The 18,908-nt window shown below is 44.7% G+C and carries 15 protein-coding genes; 12 read left to right on the top strand and 3 right to left on the bottom strand.

Annotation, left to right across the window (positions count from 1 at the left end; genetic code table 11):
• Nucleotides 1-3 precede the first annotated feature (3 nt).
• The gene (locus ON01_RS15800; RefSeq protein WP_010531974.1) at nucleotides 4-516 is read left to right on the top strand and encodes a TRAP transporter small permease; all 513 of its coding nucleotides are present in this window, start codon (nucleotides 4-6) and stop codon (nucleotides 514-516) included.
• Nucleotides 517-518: 2 nt separating this feature from the next.
• A complete protein-coding gene (locus tag ON01_RS15805) occupies nucleotides 519-1,787 on the top strand; it encodes a TRAP transporter large permease (protein ID WP_029329160.1) in 1,269 nt (422 codons plus the stop codon).
• A gap of 88 nt (nucleotides 1,788-1,875) precedes the next feature.
• On the opposite strand, the gene ON01_RS15810 is transcribed toward ON01_RS15805, so the two are convergent.
• Nucleotides 1,876-3,462 (bottom strand): amidohydrolase, encoded by a 1,587-nt coding sequence (locus tag ON01_RS15810; protein ID WP_010531976.1) that lies wholly within the window; start codon nucleotides 3,460-3,462, stop codon nucleotides 1,876-1,878.
• Nucleotides 3,463-3,939: 477 nt separating this feature from the next.
• Between ON01_RS15810 and ON01_RS15815 the strand changes: the two genes are divergently transcribed.
• The 4 genes from ON01_RS15815 to ON01_RS19980 all read left to right on the top strand — a co-directional run bounded on the left by ON01_RS15815 (nucleotide 3,940) and on the right by ON01_RS19980 (nucleotide 11,636).
• Nucleotides 3,940-4,689 carry a DeoR/GlpR family DNA-binding transcription regulator gene (locus tag ON01_RS15815; RefSeq protein WP_010531977.1) on the top strand — a complete coding sequence of 250 codons (750 nt, stop codon included), beginning with the start codon at nucleotides 3,940-3,942 and terminating at the stop codon, nucleotides 4,687-4,689.
• On the top strand, nucleotides 4,686-5,603 hold the full coding sequence (gene pfkB, locus ON01_RS15820; protein WP_010531978.1) for a 1-phosphofructokinase: 918 nt from the start codon (nucleotides 4,686-4,688) through the stop codon (nucleotides 5,601-5,603). Before ON01_RS15815 ends, pfkB begins: the two co-directional genes overlap by 4 nt.
• A 13-nt stretch (nucleotides 5,604-5,616) precedes the next feature.
• The gene (locus tag ON01_RS15825; RefSeq protein WP_010531979.1) at nucleotides 5,617-7,494 is read left to right on the top strand and encodes a PTS fructose transporter subunit IIABC; all 1,878 of its coding nucleotides are present in this window, start codon (nucleotides 5,617-5,619) and stop codon (nucleotides 7,492-7,494) included.
• A 353-nt stretch (nucleotides 7,495-7,847) separates the two neighbouring features.
• The gene (locus tag ON01_RS19980; protein WP_010531980.1) at nucleotides 7,848-11,636 is read left to right on the top strand and encodes a 5'-nucleotidase C-terminal domain-containing protein; all 3,789 of its coding nucleotides are present in this window, start codon (nucleotides 7,848-7,850) and stop codon (nucleotides 11,634-11,636) included.
• A gap of 51 nt (nucleotides 11,637-11,687) precedes the next feature.
• Here the strand turns inward: ON01_RS19980 and ON01_RS15835 are convergent, their stop codons facing one another.
• On the bottom strand, nucleotides 11,688-12,515 hold the full coding sequence (locus tag ON01_RS15835) for a metallophosphoesterase (RefSeq protein ID WP_010531981.1): 828 nt from the start codon (nucleotides 12,513-12,515) through the stop codon (nucleotides 11,688-11,690).
• Nucleotides 12,516-12,748: 233 nt separating this feature from the next.
• On the opposite strand from ON01_RS15835, the gene hmpA reads away from it, so the two are divergent.
• From hmpA to ON01_RS15860, 5 genes are all read left to right on the top strand, one after another.
• Nucleotides 12,749-14,002 carry an NO-inducible flavohemoprotein gene (hmpA, locus tag ON01_RS15840; RefSeq protein WP_010531982.1) on the top strand — a complete coding sequence of 418 codons (1,254 nt, stop codon included), beginning with the start codon at nucleotides 12,749-12,751 and terminating at the stop codon, nucleotides 14,000-14,002.
• Between the two features lie 385 nt (nucleotides 14,003-14,387).
• Complete coding sequence (locus ON01_RS15845) at nucleotides 14,388-14,687, top strand: hypothetical protein (protein WP_010531983.1); 300 nt, start codon at nucleotides 14,388-14,390, stop codon at nucleotides 14,685-14,687.
• A 133-nt stretch (nucleotides 14,688-14,820) separates the two neighbouring features.
• Nucleotides 14,821-15,111 carry a zinc-ribbon domain containing protein gene (locus ON01_RS19985; RefSeq protein WP_010531984.1) on the top strand — a complete coding sequence of 97 codons (291 nt, stop codon included), beginning with the start codon at nucleotides 14,821-14,823 and terminating at the stop codon, nucleotides 15,109-15,111.
• Between the two features lie 387 nt (nucleotides 15,112-15,498).
• On the top strand, nucleotides 15,499-15,831 hold the full coding sequence (locus ON01_RS15855; RefSeq protein ID WP_010531985.1) for a hypothetical protein: 333 nt from the start codon (nucleotides 15,499-15,501) through the stop codon (nucleotides 15,829-15,831).
• Between the two features lie 331 nt (nucleotides 15,832-16,162).
• Nucleotides 16,163-16,351: a hypothetical protein gene (locus ON01_RS15860; RefSeq protein WP_010531986.1), complete on the top strand. Its 189-nt coding sequence runs from the start codon at nucleotides 16,163-16,165 to the stop codon at nucleotides 16,349-16,351.
• 385 nt (nucleotides 16,352-16,736) lie between these two features.
• Here the strand turns inward: ON01_RS15860 and htpX are convergent, their stop codons facing one another.
• Nucleotides 16,737-17,654 (bottom strand): protease HtpX, encoded by a 918-nt coding sequence (gene htpX, locus ON01_RS15865; RefSeq protein WP_010531987.1) that lies wholly within the window; start codon nucleotides 17,652-17,654, stop codon nucleotides 16,737-16,739.
• Nucleotides 17,655-17,813: 159 nt separating this feature from the next.
• On the opposite strand from htpX, the gene ON01_RS15870 reads away from it, so the two are divergent.
• On the top strand, nucleotides 17,814-18,722 hold the full coding sequence (locus tag ON01_RS15870) for a DMT family transporter (RefSeq protein ID WP_010531988.1): 909 nt from the start codon (nucleotides 17,814-17,816) through the stop codon (nucleotides 18,720-18,722).
• Nucleotides 18,723-18,908 lie beyond the last annotated feature (186 nt).

Here is an 18,908-nt window from a genome sequence, read left to right on the forward strand (position 1 = left end):
TCTATGAAAATATTGAGATGGCTCGATGAGCATTTGGAAGAATATATATTAATAGCACTCAGCTGTTTTACAGTTGCAGTGATATTTTTGCAGGTTTTTATGAGATTTATCCTTAGTGATTCCCTTTCCTGGTCAGAAGAGATAGCCCGATATGCATTTATCTGGATGATTTATATCGGCGTCAGTTACGGTGTCAAGAAACAAAAGCATCTTGGTGTTGATGCTTTTGCGATGTTATTTGAGAAAACAGGCAAAATCGTCATTGGCATCATTGCTAATATCTGTTTTCTTATATTTGCAGTCGTCATTACAGTGTACGGCGTTGAAATCGTGACAAAGATTACCAGAGAATCTGCAGCACTGCAGCTGCCTATGGGATGGGTTTATGCTGCTCCGGCAGTTGGCATGTTTTTAACGGTTATTCGTCTTGTGCAAAATTTGATTAAACAGTTTCAAGCTATCGGAAATACGAAAGCCAATTCTGATGACTATCAAGAACAGGGGGGAATCATATGACAATGACATCTTTTGTATTGTTTGGCAGTTTCTTTCTGTTTTTGGTCTTAACAGTCCCTATTGGAATTGCACTTGGATTGGCAGGGGTAATCACTGCATTGTATTCGGAAAATATATCGCTCATGTTCTTAACGCAAGGTTTGGTTACGTCGACTGATAACTTTGCCTTAATGGCAATTCCTTTTTTCATCTTGGCCGGTGAAATCATGGGCAGAGGTGGTATTTCAACACGTTTATTTGATCTTGCAAATGTATTTGTAGGCAGGTTTACTGGTGGCTTTGCGATGGCAGCCGTCATCACGTGTATGTTTTTTGCTGCCATATCCGGTTCAGGTCCGGCTACAGTAGCTGCTATCGGAGGAATAATGATACCTGCTATGGTAGATTATGGCTACGACAAAAAATTCGCAACAGCAGTCATTGTCTCATCGGGTTCATTAGGGATTATTATTCCACCCAGCATACCGCTGATTTTGTATGGCGTTTCCGGCAGTCAGTCAATTGGGGATCTGTTTATTGGGGGTATTCTGCCTGGTATACTAATTGGGGCGTTTCTGATTGGCTGGGTGTATATATATTCCAAAAAGAAAAATTATAGAGGTACAAATGAACCCTTTTCAGTTAAGAAAATGTTTCATGCGATTTATAAAGCGAAATGGTCACTGCTTGTTCCAGTTATAATTTTAGGTGGAATATACGGAGGTATATTTACACCTACAGAGGCAGCTGTTATTGCTGTTGTATATTCTGGACTTGTTGCTTACTTTCTTCATAAGGAAGTGAAAATAAAGGATTTCAAGGACATTATTTCAAATGCAGCGTTAAATTCGGTTGTAATCTTAATTATTATCGGAACAGCTAATACATTTGGAACACTTCTATCAGTTGAGAGAATACCGCAAGCGATTGCAAACGGTTTTGTATCGATATCGGAAAATCCTTTTGTAATTATTCTGCTCATAACGCTCTTATTGCTGATTATAGGATGCTTTATTGACACGTCAGCAGCAGTTATCATTTTTACACCAATTTTGCTGCCAATAGCTTCCGAAATAGGTTTGGATCCAATTCATTTTGGTGTATTAATGATTGCAACATTAGCTATCGGATTTATCACACCGCCACTTGGTGTTAACCTATTCGTCGGCTCTGGCATTTCAGGTCTGGGCATGCCCACTTTGGCGAGGGCGGTAGTTCCATTCTTTTTCGTAATGTTGTTAAGTCTGATAGTAATAATTTCTGTTCCCGCGCTGACATTACTGTTTTTATAGAGATTTGGCAGGAAACAAACACGGGCTCTTCACGCTGGTATGGTGTTTGTTTCCTTTTTTTATCCCGCATGCAACGGCAGTAGCCCCCCTACCTCACGTCACCGCCAATAATGGTCATTTCAACGTTGGTCCCCAGCAGCTCATCCGGGTGTTCCATCTTGAAAGGGTCATGGGAATAAACCGTCATATCGGCCAGTTTACCGCGTGAGATGGTTCCTTTTTTATTTTCCTCATTCGTCGGATAGGCGCCCATTTCCGTAAATAACCGGAAGGCTTCACCCATTGATAATTTTTCATGCGGGTTCCACCCCTCATGATTTTCTCCGGGTGTCTTTCTCGTGATGGCAGCATGAATGCCCATGAGTGGATCAACCGGTTCAACCGGCGCGTCAGAACCGCCAGCACAAATAACCCCTGCTTGTTGCAATGTTTTCCAGGCATAGGAAAGTGCAGCGCGCTTTTCTCCCAGCCGCTCCTTTACCCATGGAAAATCGCTCGGAACGAACCGCGGCTGGATGTCGGCAATCCGGCTCGGGTTTGCCAGCCGTTTGATCAGGTCTTCTCTAAGTATTTGCACGTGAATGATTCGATCTCGATATGAAACAGCAGGAAATTGGTCCAGAATGTCGAGGACGTTCTCAAGTGCCTGATCCCCGATTGTGTGTACGGCCACCGGCATAGAAAGCCTACGTGCATCCTGAACCATTTTATAGAGTGTCTCCTGATTGTACATGGCCTCACCATACGTTCCCGGTGCATCGCTATACGGCTCCGACAATAACGCAGTCCGTCTTCCAAGCGCCCCGTCGGCAAACAGTTTAATGGCGCCAATTTGCAATGTGTCATTGCCGAAGCCTGCATACATACCATTCGTTCTGAGTCCGCCAAGAAAATCATAATCTATTAACAGATTGGTTCGCAGGCCAAGCTGCTCCTGGTTCAGCAATTCATCATAAAGTTGATATGTCTGGTTAAACCCGCCTAAAAATTGCGGATCGTTCGTATGGACACTGGTGAGCCCTTTTAAGATGGCGAATTGCATCGTTTTGCGCAGGGCACTTTTAAGCTGGTCATATGATTTCTCCGGTATATGTTCCGTAATGAGCTGTGACGCCGATTCCAAGAGGAGGCCACTTGGTTTTTTGGTTTGTTCATCAAGTACAATGGTTCCGCCTTCCGGAACAGACATTGATGGATGATAGTGGCTAGCTTCCAGTGCTTTGCTGTTGACGAGAAACGCATGGCTGCAAACCCGCGGAATATATAATGGATTAGCCGGTGAGACGTTGTCCAATTCGTCAATGGTCGGGATGCCGCCATCGGTAAACAAGTTTTCATCCCAGCCCCTTCCCAGCAACCATTCCCCTTGCTGCAAAGTTTTGGCGTATGATTGTATTTTGTTAAGCATTTCGTATTTGGAAGTAACATCGGTCAAATCAAGATTAAGGAAATGTTCAGCTGTGATTGACAGATGCATGTGACTGTCAATCAGTCCGGGTGTGACAGCCTTTCCGTATAAATTAATTGTTTCACTGCCGTGATTTTCCCAGCGCAGTAGCATATCATCCGTTGATCCCATATCAATGAACCGGCCGTTTTCAACAACGACAGCCTGCGTAATCGGCCTCATTTTGTCAAATGTATAAAAATTTCCGTTTATGTAGAGTTTCCGCATGGTTATAACACACCTTCCTGGTGACAGAGATTCGCCTGTTAGAGTTGTTTTAATCATAACAAAAATTCAGTTATTCGGGTAGAATGGCGTGAATTAATCATATTTTTTTAATGATAGGAAAGTATCAAATGTAGCGGTATATTTTGTTGGCGAAATAAGCGTGTTCGAGCTGAAGCAACAGCTGCAGCGAGACTTTCCTCATCGCCTGCGCGAATTTGTGCTAACCTCGCGCGAAATTCAGAACACCGCACGCTCGTTTCAGCCCTACGCAATCGAACAACCCTTCGATCGGAATTGGACGGCAGCAAAAACGTAATACGGTACTGTACAATGACAGAAAAACCAGGCTATAATTGGCCTGGCTTTTTTTAAACAGCAGGAGCATTTTCAGCTGCCGGTCTAAATAGGATTGGCAGTTATTTTTGATTGTTTTTGAATGGTTTTGATGGTATTATAATGGTTAAGGAGGATTGTGCGATGTTAACGGAAGAGCGGCATCAGGTTATATTGGATCTCCTGAATCAGGATGGCATTGTGAAATCGCAGTATCTGATGGATGTTATCGGCTGTTCGGAATCCACTGTCAGACGGGATTTAGACCATCTTGAAGATGCGGGGCGGCTGACACGCATCCATGGCGGGGCAAAACGGGCTTACCAATTGGACGAAGAACTGACAGCTTCCGAAAAATCATTCAAAAACATTCAATCCAAAGAATCGATTGGAAAATTGGCGGCAGCACTGGTTGAACCCAATGATGTCATTTTCATTGATGCCGGCACCACAACTTACGCTATGCTGCCGTATTTACAAACAAAAACTATTACCGTTGTGACAAATGGTATTCAGCATGCTTCACTTCTTGCCGATCAGGGGATTGAAACCTACTTGCCGGGCGGAAAGATCAAGCCTTCAACTAAAGCCATTATCGGATCTCAAAGTTTGGCCGCACTGAAAAACTATCGTTTCGATAAAGTATTTTTAGGCATGAATGGTATTGATCTGGCTTTTGGCTGTACAACACCGGATCCTGAGGAAGCAGCTTTAAAACAAATGGCACATCAGCAGGCGGCTTCCAGCTTCCTGTTAGCAGACCAGACCAAATGGAATAAGGTTAACTTCTCCAAAGTATGCGAACTAGAGGATGTCACCATTGTTACCGACACATTAACCGATAATCTCCAGCACTACCAAGATAAAACAACCATTATGGAGGCAGCAAAATGATTTATACGATAACGCTTAATCCTTCAATTGATTATGTTGTCCAGGTCAATCAGTTGAACCTTGGCGAATTAAATAAAATGGAAAATGCGATGATGTTTCCGGGCGGCAAGGGAATCAATGTTTCCCGCGTTTTGCATGAACTGGTATATGACACGACAGCCCTTGGGTTATTAGGTGGTTTTACCGGTGATTTTATTACCGATACATTGAACAATTATGGTATTCGAACCAATTTTACACCAATTAAGGGTGATACCCGTATCAACATTAAACTGAAGTCAGGAATTGAAACGGAAATTAATGGCCAGGGACCGGAAATTCTGCCGCATGAAGCTAGTGAACTGCTGTATCAGCTTGAAGATATCACAAATCAAGATACGGTGGTTTTATCGGGAAGCACACCGCCATCGTTAACCAATGATCTTCAGCGGCAAATGCTTGAACGCATTGTGGAAGCGGGTGCTGGATTTGTCATTGACACGACTGGTGCGGCCTTGAAATCGGCACTGCCCTATAGACCGCTATTGGTCAAGCCGAATAAGGACGAACTGGCTGAACTGTTTGGCGTGACGCTCAGCAATCAAGAGGACGTTATTAACTACGGGAAACAATTGCTGGATCTGGGCGCAAAGAATGCGATTGTTTCCATGGCCGGCGACGGGGCACTGCTTTTCACGGAAGAAGACATTTATCACGGTCAGGCACCGAAAGGACATGTCAGAAATTCTGTCGGAGCCGGGGATTCGATGATTGCCGGGTTCGCAGGAAAGTACACCGAAACAGCAGATGTGATGGAAGCATTCCGCATGAGTCTGGCAGCAGGCAGTGCGACAGCTTTTGCAGATGATTTAGCCATGGCTGGGGATGTTTTTTCATTACGGGAAAAAATCGATATCACCCACATCTCGAAATAGGGGGAGGAGAAACATGAACATTAATGACTTGCTGCGCAAAGATATCATGATCATGGATATGAAGGCATCAGACAAATCGGCTGCCATTGATGAAATGGTAGCGTCCCTTGAGGCGAACAAAGTCGTCAATGATGCCGAATCATTTAAAGATGCGATTTTAAAACGGGAAGAGCAGACATCGACCGGACTTGGTGACGGAATTGCCATGCCACATGCCAAAACGGATGCAGTCAATGAGGCGACTGTTCTGTTTGCCAAAAGTGAAAACGGGCTAGATTATGAGGCCCTGGATGGTCAGCCGACGTATTTATTTTTCATGATTGCTGTTCCGGATGGCGCCAACGATACCCATCTGGAAACGTTGGCAGCGTTATCGCGCATGCTGATTGATCAGGATTTTGTGGCTAAGTTAAAACAGGCCTCGACACCGCAAGAGATTCAGGCACTTTTCCATCATGAAGAAGAGGAACCATCAGAAGACCTCTCTGAGGGAAAAGTAGAAGAGGAGAAACCAGCAGAGGAGCGGGCGTTCGTTGTTGCTGTGACAGCTTGTCCAACCGGGATCGCCCACACGTATATGGCGGAAGATGCGCTGAAGAAACAGGCAGCTGAAATGGGTGTTGATATCCGGGTGGAAACAAACGGCTCGGATGGTGCCTCGAACGCGTTGACCCAAGCAGAAATTGAGCGGGCAAATGGTGTAATTGTGGCCGCTGATAAAAATGTCCCGATGGCCCGTTTCAATGAGAAGCCGGTGCTCGAACGCCCAGTCAGCGAGGGCATCAACAACGCGGAAGAACTGGTTAAAATGGCAATGCATCGTGATGCTCCAATTTATCATGCTGACGAAGCTGCTGAAGCGGATGATGAGGCAGAGTCCTCAACATCTGTCTGGCGGAAAATTTATAAAGATTTGATGAATGGTGTATCACACATGCTGCCATTCGTTGTCGGCGGCGGTATTTTGATGGCTGTTTCATTTCTTCTGGAAGGATTTTTGGGGGATGATCATGAGCTTTTCAACTTCTTCAATACAATCGGAAGTAATGCCTTCAGCTTTCTGATTCCGATTCTTGCCGGTTATATTGCCATGAGTATAGCCGATCGTCCCGGCTTGATGCCAGGACTTGTCGGCGGTTTTATGGCAGTGGAAAGCAATGCGGGCTTTCTTGGCGGATTGGTTGCCGGTTTTCTGGCTGGTTATCTCATGCTCCTCGTAAAAAGATGGTTCCGTGGCTTGCCAAAATCATTGGACGGGTTAAAATCAGTCCTGCTTTATCCGGTGACAGGTTTGTTCCTGATTGGACTCCTGATGTATTTTCTGATCGGACCGGTATTTTCAACAATTAATACCGGCATGATCAGTTTTCTGGAAAACCTCGGAACGGGCAATGCGGTCATTCTTGGGGCACTGCTCGGCGGGATGATGGCGATCGATATGGGCGGTCCGTTTAATAAAGCGGCTTATACGTTTTCGATTGGCATTTTTACCGACACCGGTGATGGCAGTCTGATGGCAGCAGTCATGGTTGGCGGGATGATTCCGCCGATTGCTATTGCACTGGCAACGACGTTCTTCAGAAATAAATTTACGGAAGAGGAACGGAAATCAGGCGTGACGAATTACGTCATGGGACTTTCCTTTATTACAGAAGGGGCAATTCCGTTTGCGGCGGCCGATCCGGTTCGCGTCATCGGATCGTCTGTGATCGGTGCTTTGATTGGCGGCGGATTGACACAGCTGTGGGCAAGCTCAATTCCAGCACCGCACGGCGGTATTTTCGTCATTGCGCTGGCTGACCATGCGCTTTTGTTCCTGGTGGCGCTGGTAATAGGTTCTGTTATCTCAGCACTCGTGCTCGGTTTCTGGAAGAAAACAATAAAAACATGATGCGGAATGGGCAAGAAACTTTGTAAAAAGCCTATAGTACATGAAAACAGGGAGCGTGGTGTAACCACGCTCCCTGTTTTTTTCTGAAAAATAATCCTGGGACAGTGATACGTTACTTTGTATCATTATTGTAAGGCTTTAGACCTGTTAGTCGTCTATTTCGACATAAATTAGTGCTTTTGACATCTAGTTACATTTTAAAAAGTTATCTATATTTAAAATAGATGAATAGAAAGTCATAAAATGAGATAGAGGGAGGGGAGTTTTTTTAGGGGATATTACCAAAAGAATGGTGTTATTACCGTCATTCAGTTAGTCTATCAACTCTATCTAAAACGAAGGGGGAGATTAGTATGCAACAAAGGTTCAGCAAAAAAATTGTCAGTATCATGATGACTTTTGTACTGATCGCAAGTATGCTGACACCTGCAGCCGGACCATTAGCAGTAAGTGCTACTGAAGCGGAAGGGACTATAACTGTCGGGGAAGCCATTGCGAAAAACAATGATGGCAGTGAACAGACCGATGTCATGATTCATGATATTCAGGGAGAAGGTCACGAGTCGCCGATGAATGGCAGCGCTGTTCAGGATGTTGAAGGTGTTGTGACTTACGAGTACGAATTAAGGGGCTCACATTATTTTCATATGCAGACACCGGATGAGAATGTCGACGGAAATGATAAGACATCTGAAGGCATCGTGGTTTATACAGGCAATGCGGATAATGTTGAGACAGGGGATCTTGTCAGTGTCACTGGAGAGGTCGATGAATATCAGATAGATGGGTATGATGACAGAGCTGAGACAGACCTGCCGGTTACAGAAATCAACGCGCGAGATGATCAGGGAGGCGCTGTCGACGTAAAAGAAAGTGAGGTCGCTTTGCCATCACCTGTTTCGTTAACCTCAAGTGATATACCTGAAAACATTATTGGTGATGATGGCTTTGGTAGTTTTGAACCAGCTGACTATGCGCTCGATTACTGGGAAAGTATTGAAGGCATGCGGGTGGAAGTCGCACCATCAAGAGCAGTGGCGCCACAGGAACATGGCGATCTTGTCGTGGCAACAGAAGAGTTTACACCTGCCAATACAACAGTCAATGGCGGTCTCCGTTTAACGGAACAAGGCCCGAATGCCCAAACGATTCAGTATAAATTGCATCCAAATGACGAGGCCAGGGCTTTTGCGGTTAAAACAGGGGACAAGTTCACGGAGCCCGTTGATGGCGTGGTCAATTACGGCTATGGAAACTATAAAGTCTATGCTGATTTGAATGAGATGGAATCTGCCTTTGAAGAGGGCGACACACAGCCGGAACAGACAACGATTGAGAAAGATGAGGACAAACTGACGGTTGCAACTTATAATGTAGAAAATTTTTCAGCAAATGAAAGTGAGACATCACCACAAAAAGCTGAAAATGTTGCTCGTGCGTTTGTAAGTGATATGAACAGTCCGGATATTGTCGGAGTCGTGGAAGTGATGGATAATAATGGACAGGATGAAGGTCCGCAGGATGCGGACGCTTCGGCAAGCTACGAACGGCTTATTGATGAAATTGAGAGTCAAGGCGGCCCGAATTACAACTATGCCAATATCAATCCTGAGTATAATCAGGATGGCGGCGCACCGCACGGTAACATTCGCGTCGGCTTCCTTTACAATCCTGAACGTGTATCGTTAACGAATGGCGAGCACGGCACAGCGACAGAAGCGACTGATTATGATGATGGCCAATTAACGATGAATCCTGGGCGCATTGCCCCTGAGGACGAAGCGTTTGCGGATACCCGGAAGCCATTGGCGGCCCAGTTCAACTTTAATGGTGAAAGTGTTGTCGTGGCAGCGACCCATTTTAATTCCAAGAGTGGTGACGATGGTGCATTCGGACAGAATCAGCCGCCGGTAAAAGGCAGTGAAACCCAGCGTCACAAGCTCGCAAGGATTGTTAACGAATTTGTTACGGATATCAAAACAGAAAATCCGGATGAACATGTCGTTGTTTTAGGCGATATGAATGACTTTGAGTTTTCAGAAACGCTGGATATCCTTAAAGGCGATGAATTGACAAATCAAATGATGAGCGTGCCTGAAGAAGAACGCTATACCTATCTTTACCAGGGTAACTCACAGGTGCTTGATCATGTTCTTGTGTCCGATAATCTCGCTAATGTGACGGAAACTGACGTGTTGCATGTAAATGCCGACTTCACGGATATGCACGGGCGGGCGAGTGATCATGACCCGGTGCTGACACAGATTGATCTGCAGGAGGCTGGAGAGACTAACGACAATTTTGACATGTCTATCATGCATATGAATGATACACATGCCCGAGTCGAACCACTGCCAAAAATGGTGACCGCGGTTAAGGAATTCAGGGAGGAGAATCCGGATTCATTGCTTCTGCATGGCGGGGATGTCTTTTCCGGAACGCTGTATTTTAATGAGTTCAAGGGACAGGCGGATCTGGCTCTCTTGAACATGATGGATGTTGACGCGATGGTTTTCGGCAACCATGAATTTGACCTCGGTGGTGAAGAAGGCGGTCATGAATCGTTATCGGCGTTCGTTGAAAATGCAGACTTTCCATTCCTGGGTACAAACGTTGATTTTTCGCAGGACCCTTATATGCAAGAGCTTGAAACTAATCAATCATTGGTTGATGACCCAGAAGAGGGAAAAATCTATGATAGTATCGTTAAAGAAATCAACGGTGAGCAAGTGGGGATTTTCGGCTTGACAACCGAGGATACGGCAAATATTGCAAACCCTGAAGATGTCACGTTCGCCGACTACAAAGAAACGGCTGAACAGACTGTTGAAGCATTTGAAAACGAAGGTATTGACAAAGTTATTGCGCTTAATCACCTCGGATTTGACAGTGCACCTGAAGTGGGCAATGATTTGCGCCTTGCTGAAGAGGTCGATGGCATCGATGTGATTGTCGGCGGTCATTCTCACTCTGTATTGGAAGAGCCGGCAATTGTTGAGGAAAGTGCTGATGGCGATGCCAAAGATCCGACCGTCATTGTCCAGGCCGGGCAATATGCCGAGAATCTTGGGACACTTGAGGTGACATTTGATAAGAACGGAGTGGTCACTGGATACGAAGGCGAATTGCTTGAGGTTGATGACTTTGCTGAAGATCCCGAGGCCGTAGATGTGCTTGCGCCATATAAAGATCAAGTGGATGAGGTTATGAATGAAGAAATCGGTGCAGAGGCGATGAAGGAACTGCCAAATCCGCGACAGGATGATCCGGGTGATGACAGTGTCAGAGCTAATGAAACAGCGCTTGGGAATTTAGTGACAGATGCTATGCTTGCTAAGGCACAAGAAAAATACCCGGAAACAGCCATTGCTTTCCAAAATGGCGGCGGTATCCGTGCACCGATTGATAAGGGACCGATTACAACCGGAGAAGTCATCAATGTCCTGCCATTCGGCAATGATCCGGTTATCGCAACATTGACTGGACAGGAGATCAAAGATATTCTGGAGCACAGTGTCCGTCAGGCGCCTGCTGAGAACGGGGGATTCCTACACGTATCCGGTATGGAATTCTATTACGACAGTGAAAAAGAGCCAGGAAGCCGGGTCGTCAATATGTACGTTGAGCGGAATGGCGAACTGGAGGAGATTCAGCTTGATGCGGAATATCAGGTAACGACGAATGGCTTTACCGGTCAAGGCGGTGACGGTTTTGAAACGTTTGCCCAGGCCTATAACGAAGGGCGGGTAAAGGATATTGGTGAAATTGATTGGCAGCAGCTGGTCGACTACATGACAGAAGAAGACTATTTAAATGGTATTGTGGAGCCTGAAAGAGAAGATCGTATTGTTGATTTAAAGGGTGATACGCCTAACGAACCGATAACCTCGGAAGATATACAGGAAACGGTGACATCGCTTGAGGACAACGGGGAGATTATGAATGACAATGCAGCACATACGCTTAAAATGCATTTGACGGCTGTTGGGCATTTCGAGGAACAAGATTTGCAGAATAAATTAATAAAGCATATGGAAAGTTTTAAAGTACTTGTTAATTATCAGAAGGAAAACGGGCTCATCTCAGGGAAAGCACATGAAGAACTTCATACAAAAGCTGACAAACTGATAAGCCAGTGGTAGCAGACATTATAACAGCCTCCTTTCTCATGAAAAGGGGGCTGTTTTTACATTTCATTCACGTGCTTCAGCTGTAATCGTAATCAAACTCAACTGGCTTTTATTTAAAAACCGTACCGGCAGTCTGGTTGTCCCTAACCCACTGTCGATATAGAGATGCTGCGTCAGACCCAGTCGAAACGTGCCTTTGTCGTATTTTGGAAAATATCCTTGGCCGGGTGCAATGAGTGCGCCAATCAACGGGAACCGAATCTGGCCGCCGTGCGTATGCCCGCTTAAGATAAGATCGGCCGGTATGGGGCCTTCATGTTGAATGATGCCGGGTGAGTGCGACAGCAGAACGGTATAATCGTCAGTGTTCAGATTGTTGAAGGTTTCCTCGAGATTGTCATGTTCTGTCCCGTAATCGTCAATGCCGGCCAGATTAATGGTATCATTATTTTTCACAATAGGTATGTTGCGATTATTCAGGATTGTAATTTTCCGTTCGCGCAGACCGTTGAGAAACTGTGCGGTTCGTCCATTTTCCCATTCATGATTCCCGGGCACGAAAAAGACGCGTTGATGAATAGCGGTTAATTGGTCAATGAACGGGAAGACATGTTCAAATGTCATGGTTGTTTTGTCGATCAGGTCCCCCGTTAAAACAATCAAATCAGGATTAGTGTCCCTCACAGCGGTGATCAGCCGTTCGTTATCCCTTCCAAAAACGTGATTATGCAGGTCACTGATCTGTAATATCCTGATATTGGTGTCTGCCCGAAGCTTGGGGCTGCGGAATGTGACTTTTTCCATTTTAAAATAATGCGTATCACGGTGGACTTTCCAACAACAAGCGAAAATGAACCCTAATAATGTAAAAACAGCTAACAACTTTTTCATCATGCACCCACCCGAAAACAAAATAAGTTATCTAAGTTTAGCACGATTTAATCAGGATAGACAATTGGTTTGGTGAGGAAGGGCTCGAAGGCATGATACTGGGCTACTTTATGTGACATTTTTCACAGAACTGTCACAGCTAAGTGTGATTTGCATCACTTACCGGGGAGGTTATTAAGCTTAACATAATATGTATAGGAAAAATCATCATTACTTTGTTGGAGGGAATTTAATTGAGTCTTGATACAGAAAAGCTTGCAATTGTTAAATCGAGTGCACCTGTTTTAAAGGAAAATAGTACTGAAATCGGCAAGCGCTTCTATGAATTGCTGTTTACAAAGGTGCCGGAACTTTGCAATATTTTTAACCAGACGAACCAAAAAAGAGGTTTTCAGCAGGAGGCACTCGTCTATGCCGTGTACGCTGCGGGGGAAAATATTGATAAATTGGAGAATATCAATCAGCTTGTCGAGCGTATCGCTGAAAAGCATGTGTCACTCGGTGTCGAACCTGAGCAATATCCGATTGTCGGTAAAGTGCTGATTCAGGCAGTTCAGGACGTTCTTGGGGATGCAGCAACAGATGATGTGATTGAAGCATGGGGTACCGCCTATGATTATATCGCCAACCTATTTATTGAAATTGAACAGAAAAAGTATCATGAGACAGAGCAACAAGACGGTGGCTGGACAGGATTCCGTGAATTTGTCGTGGATGAAACAATTCAGGAAACAAATGATGTTGTATCGTTCTGTCTTAAGCCAAAAGATGGCCAGCCAATTTCACCTTATAAGGCGGGGCAGTATTTGACTATTAAAGCGGATATTGATGGGGAGCCGCATACACATATGCGCCAGTACAGTCTGTCCGGTCCATCTGGCAAAGGCTATTATAAAATTAGTGTCAAACGAGAAAAAGGCCATGGGGAGGTCCCCGATGGTATTGTCTCCACTTACTTGCATGATCAGGTATCTGAAGGTGATACTCTTGAATTTTCCGCTCCTGCAGGTGACTTTACAATTACGAGTGAAAAGGATCCAATTGTATTACTAAGTGGCGGCATCGGTCTGACACCAGTTGTCGGTATGCTGGAAACACTTGCTGAAAAAGAGCCTGAACGTCCAGTAACCTTTATCCATGCGACACAAAACAGTTCCGCTCATGCGATGAAAGCGCACATTGAACAAATAGCAGAAGGGCATTCAAATATTTCATCGTTTGTCTGTTATGACAGTCCGAATGATAAGGACCGGGAAAGCCGAAACTTTGATAAAGAAGGGTTCGTTGATCTGCCATGGCTTCAATCCATTCTGTCTTGCGGCAACGATGCGGATTTCTACTGCTGCGGGCCTGCGCCATTCATGAAAGCTGTCGACAAGGGGCTTAAAGAATGGGGTATCTCAAGCGCAAAACGTCATTATGAATTGTTTAATCCGTTGAGCATATTGAATGAAGCAAACGAGGATAAAGAGGCTGCGGTATTGTAACTTTATATGAGGGCGATGTATCTTTTATCAAGCCAAAGTCAGGACAATGCGCCTGGCTTTTTTGCAGGCCAAAAATAAATGATATCGTTTTATTGGCGAGATAAGCTGCGGCGAGACTATCCTCAACTTTGAGAGAAAAATGATCAGAAGGTACAAAAATGGTTGAGTACGAGGAATCCTCGCGCGAATTCCGGGGGTCGCGCGAAATCCTGCTATTCTCGCGCGAAATTCAAGGAGTGTCGCGCGAATTCGTGCCATTCTCGCGCGAAGTCCAGGGAGTGTCGTGAGATCGATAGCACAAATTTCGATTGGAAAAAGCGAGCCACTTTGTAGTCATAAGTGATATTCTTTTTATAGTAAATCAATAAGAAAGGGACTGAATCCATTGGGGAGAAAGCTGAAGCATGCAACATGGGCAGAGGCTAAAAAACGCTGCCGGCTGAATCAGGCTGATATACAAATGGCTAAGGAGCTTGGCATGAAACCGAAAAGTCTCATCAAAAATATTCCAGCACCGAAAGAGCATTGGAAAGCACCTGTGAAGATTTGGGTCCGGGACCTGTATGAGGAAAAGTTTGGAGAATTGCTTAAGCCTGATAAAACGGTACAGAAAAAATCCGGAAAACAAAAGAAGAAGCGAGAGGATGCCCAACATATTTTTTCAGATGAGGAGCTGCCATTTTAAATGAAACAGATACCGGAAAATGAGATTCGTGCTATTTTACGCGCAGCGGATGATATGATAGCAGGAGGCGGACGTACACCAAAGTTTTGAAGGAATCACGCGAGAAGAAGGTTTTGCAGCTGGGGCTGGATATTTGCAGGAATGGGAAAAGATTGATTACGAAAAGGTGAGAGCCAGGATTCGGGAAGTCATCCGGAGCTTGGAATCAGATGCTCCCGACCAGCAAGTTGTCGCTGACCGGACTGATTCAATCAATGAAGCATTAAAGGGTTTAGAACCGCGTGATATCGATCTGAGATGTATCGAATGCGGTAATTATTTCACCTTTACAGTTGGTGAGCAAAGATTTTATCAAAGAATGGGATTTGTTTATCCCAGACGGTGTAAATCTTGCCGGGAACAAAGAGATTTGGAATTTTTATAAAAGCTTCCGTTCAACCAGCGGGGCTTTTCTTTTTCGCCCGCTTGCTGGCGTTTTCGTTAAATTTTCAATGGTTTGACAACGGTCTCAAAACTTTGTATTATTATCTTGCATACTTCAATTTGCTTCCCATTTTAAGAGTGCCTCTTTTCACTTCAAGTTAAATCTTCCCAGTTACGCTTTCCGAGGTTTGAAACTATAACATTCTGCATTCCATTTTCCTTTTACGCAATCATCTCTGATTGTCTCTCGCACATTTTTTCTTCTAACCAAGATGTTCATGTATCTTCACGAGGGTGAATATAAACCACTTTATCAATCTGACGTAACCCTACCTATGTATTTTTTTCATTTGAAACATTCAAATATTTTTCAAGGGAGGACGAATTATTGGGACACGATATCAGTTCATTCAATAAAGCAGGACAGGAAATTGGCTATGTTCGTTTTACGATGGGAGATATAATCGCCCCGTTGTTTTATGATTTGTTTGACGCGAATGAGTATTATGCGGGTGTTAGCGGATCAGGCGAAGTGGCAACACTGCCTTTGGTTCAAGTCAAAAACGCCCTGGAAGCTTATGACAAATGGAAAGCTAAGGATTTCGGCACTAAAGGGAGCAAGGATTTTTTATTGTGGCAGCGATACGAGATTCAGAAGTTTATTGAAACCTGTCTGGAAACGGCCCAAAAAGAGGGGGCGGTCAAAGTTTATTTTGGTTAGACGGGCTATGATGATTGCTATTACAAGGAAAAACAGGGTCAAATCAATAGGAAGCTGCTGAGTAGAAGTCGCTATAAGAAGGGGATATCATGCATCAGGACGATGGCGAGGGAGTATGTAGCCCAAAACAGGACAAGTGTTGCTCATAATTTGCGTTTTAAAACATCAATTTTGCCAGCAGCTAAGTTGTCACCAATAGTTACTGAGGCCTTGTTAAAAAGCGGACAGCAACACATACAAAAGGTTGCGACGGTTTTTGGAGATACAAATGATTGTCATTAAAAAATCTCTATTGCACAAACTAATATAAAAACGCAATGGAGGTTTTTTTATGGACAAAAGCAACCAAGCAGATGCAGAGTCAATCAGGGAACAGAGCCGCCGTTCAGGAATGTCGTATAATGAGGCTAAAGAATTTATCGCCCGAACGACAGGCGGGCGCGGTACGAATATTTATAGCAACACTAATGCTGAAGAGGTGAAAAGAAAAAACCAGGAATCGGAAAACAATAAGTCATAGAACCGCCTGGATTATTTGGTGAATAGTGCGGAGATTTTCAACTTGTGCGGGAACAGCACTAATTTGAGCGAGAAGGGGCTTAACTCGTGCGAGAACAGCACTAACTTGAGCAAGAAGGGGCTTAACTTGAGCGAGAAGGGGCTTAACTTGTGTGGGAACAGCACTAACTTGAGCGAGAAGGACCTTAACTCGTGCGGAAACAGCACTAACTTGAGCGAGAAGGGCCTTAACTTGAGCGGGAACAGCACTAATTTGAGCGAAAAGGGCCTTAACTTGAGCGGGAACAGCAATAACTTGTGCAGACCTCCACTAGGTTTACTGTATCTTGTACAACTAAATGAAAAACGCCATGGAGCCCAGTTAGGCTGCATGGCGTTTACCAAATTTAACGTCGCTCCAGTCTGGCAATCCGCTCGTCAATCGGCGGGTGCGATGAAAAAAGCGAAACCATTTTACTTTTACCATTGATTTTCATGGTTTGAATGGCTGCGTCGTCAGTGAGATCACTCGTTTGCGCCATCGCTGTCCGGCTTTTCAGCGAGCGGAGCGCATGGGCCATTTTATCGCGTCCGGCCAGGTCTGCGCCTCCATGGTCTGCCCGGTACTCACGATACCTTGAAAACGCAGCGACAACAATGCTGCCGAGTATCGAAAAAAGTATTTGGAATATAATGATCGAAGCAAAATGCACAACGGTCTGCAGTTCTTCACGCACAAGACGTGATACAAGAATCGCCGCAATTCTTGATAAAAAGACAACAAACGTGTTAACGATCCCTTGCAGCAGTGTCATGGTAACCATGTCACCGTTTGCTACGTGGGCAATTTCATGGGCAATAACACCTTCAACGGCATCATCATCCATTTCATTCAGTAATCCGCTTGATACAGCGACGAGCGAACGCTTTTTGGTTGGACCTGTCGCGAACGCATTGACTTCACGGGATTGATAGATGCCAACTTGCGGCATATGCATCAGACCTGCTGTGCGGGACAGTCGATGTACCTTTTCAACAATAGCACGTTCCTGTGAAGATAATTGCCCATTTGGATCCAGCATTTTGACTCGCATCATTTTCTTGGCAATGATACGTGACATGCCCAATGAAAGAAATGAGCCGATGAAGCCTACCAGTAAACTGAATATCATTAATGAACCATAATTGATACCGGCTAATCCGCTAGCACCATTGATAAATGAGCCGCTGACACCTGTAAATGTCACAATAACGGACCAGACGATAACGATGGTGGTTAATACAAGAATATTTGTCAGTAAAAAAAGAAATAGCCGTTTAGCCATTTGGTTCCTCCTCAAATTTAACTTTACGACATTATTATATCATGATTACAATGTGGATGAGAAGCGTAACATAATATTGCAGGCGGGAGGAAAGAAATTTCTTAATAGATTTGATATTATAATAGTTTAAGTCTGCTTGGAAATTGGGTGAATTAATTTATGGTCAGGATTTATACGCTTTTATTACTGGTCATGCTGATGTGGGGGCTGAATGTATCGGCAATCAAAGTGCTGGTTGATGCGATCGATCCGATGCTATTAACCGCCTTTAGGGTAATGACAGCAGGAGTTGCCGTTTTAGTGATTTGTTCTGCGATGGGGATATTCAGGCTGCCGTACAAGCATGAGTGGCTCATTATTTTTTACATATCGATTTTTAATGTTATTTTGCATCATTCGCTTGTTGCGATTGGTCTGGAGATAACAAGCGGCATTAATGGGTCACTGATATTGGGAATGAACCCGCTTATCACGGTGATGATGGCTTTTATTATTTTGCGTCAGCGTATGTCGTGGCTGCGCATTTTTGGATTTGTACTAGGATTTGTCGGTGTCGTTCTGACGACGATGACCGGGACAGGGGAGCTGACAGGAATATCACTGGGCGATTTTATCGTATTTTTGGGTGTGTTGGTCCAAGGGTTTAGTTTTGTTTTGATAAGCAAATTGAAACCGACGTTTGACGCAAGGCTCGCTACGGGTTATATGCTTGTGATTGGTGCTGTGTTTATCTTTCTGGCGAGCCAGGCGCTTGGATCGGGGGTTCAGGAGATTACCAGATTGATTGACTGGCAGCTCGCTTCCGTTTTCTTATTCAGTGCTGTATTGGCGACAGCATTCGGTCACATGACGTATAATCATGCGATTAAAAAAGTCGGGCCCGCCGAATCGGCGATTTTCATCAATCTGAATACGCTTTTCGCAGTCACCGGCTCGGCAATCTTTTTAAATGAAACAATTACCTTGAATCATGCTGCCGGTTTTTTCCTGATCTTGTGTGGTGTGTTTATGGGAACCGGGGCCCTGGAGCAAGTGATTGGGAAGAGGCGGCGCAAGGGAGACGTATAGTTACAGCCTCAAACTTGAGCGGGAGCGGGTCTAACCCGTGCGGTAGCTACTCAAATTTGAGCGGGAGTGCCTCAAACTTGTGCAAGACCAGTCTCAACTCGTGCGAGAGCGCTCCTAACTCGTGCAAAAGCACCCCTAACTTGTGCGAGAACGTTCCCAACTCGTGCGAGCGTGCCTCTAACTTGA

The sequence above is a fragment of the Lentibacillus jeotgali genome, from assembly GCF_000224785.1.
GTDB lineage: Bacteria > Bacillota > Bacilli > Bacillales > Amphibacillaceae > Lentibacillus > Lentibacillus jeotgali.

Bases quoted from the DNA above. Each gene is read 5' to 3' on its own strand.
- ON01_RS15800 (WP_010531974.1), top strand. From the start codon at position 4: ATGAAAATATTGAGATGGCTCGATGAGCATTTGGAAGAATATATATTA.
- ON01_RS15805 (WP_029329160.1), top strand. From the start codon at position 519: ATGACATCTTTTGTATTGTTTGGCAGTTTCTTTCTGTTTTTGGTCTTA.
- ON01_RS15810 (WP_010531976.1), bottom strand. From the start codon at position 3,462: ATGCGGAAACTCTACATAAACGGAAATTTTTATACATTTGACAAAATG.
- ON01_RS15815 (WP_010531977.1), top strand. From the start codon at position 3,940: ATGTTAACGGAAGAGCGGCATCAGGTTATATTGGATCTCCTGAATCAG.
- pfkB (WP_010531978.1), top strand. From the start codon at position 4,686: ATGATTTATACGATAACGCTTAATCCTTCAATTGATTATGTTGTCCAG.
- ON01_RS15825 (WP_010531979.1), top strand. From the start codon at position 5,617: ATGAACATTAATGACTTGCTGCGCAAAGATATCATGATCATGGATATG.
- ON01_RS19980 (WP_010531980.1), top strand. From the start codon at position 7,848: ATGCAACAAAGGTTCAGCAAAAAAATTGTCAGTATCATGATGACTTTT.
- ON01_RS15835 (WP_010531981.1), bottom strand. From the start codon at position 12,515: ATGAAAAAGTTGTTAGCTGTTTTTACATTATTAGGGTTCATTTTCGCT.
- ON01_RS15860 (WP_010531986.1), top strand. From the start codon at position 16,163: ATGGACAAAAGCAACCAAGCAGATGCAGAGTCAATCAGGGAACAGAGC.
- htpX (WP_010531987.1), bottom strand. From the start codon at position 17,654: ATGGCTAAACGGCTATTTCTTTTTTTACTGACAAATATTCTTGTATTA.
- ON01_RS15870 (WP_010531988.1), top strand. From the start codon at position 17,814: ATGGTCAGGATTTATACGCTTTTATTACTGGTCATGCTGATGTGGGGG.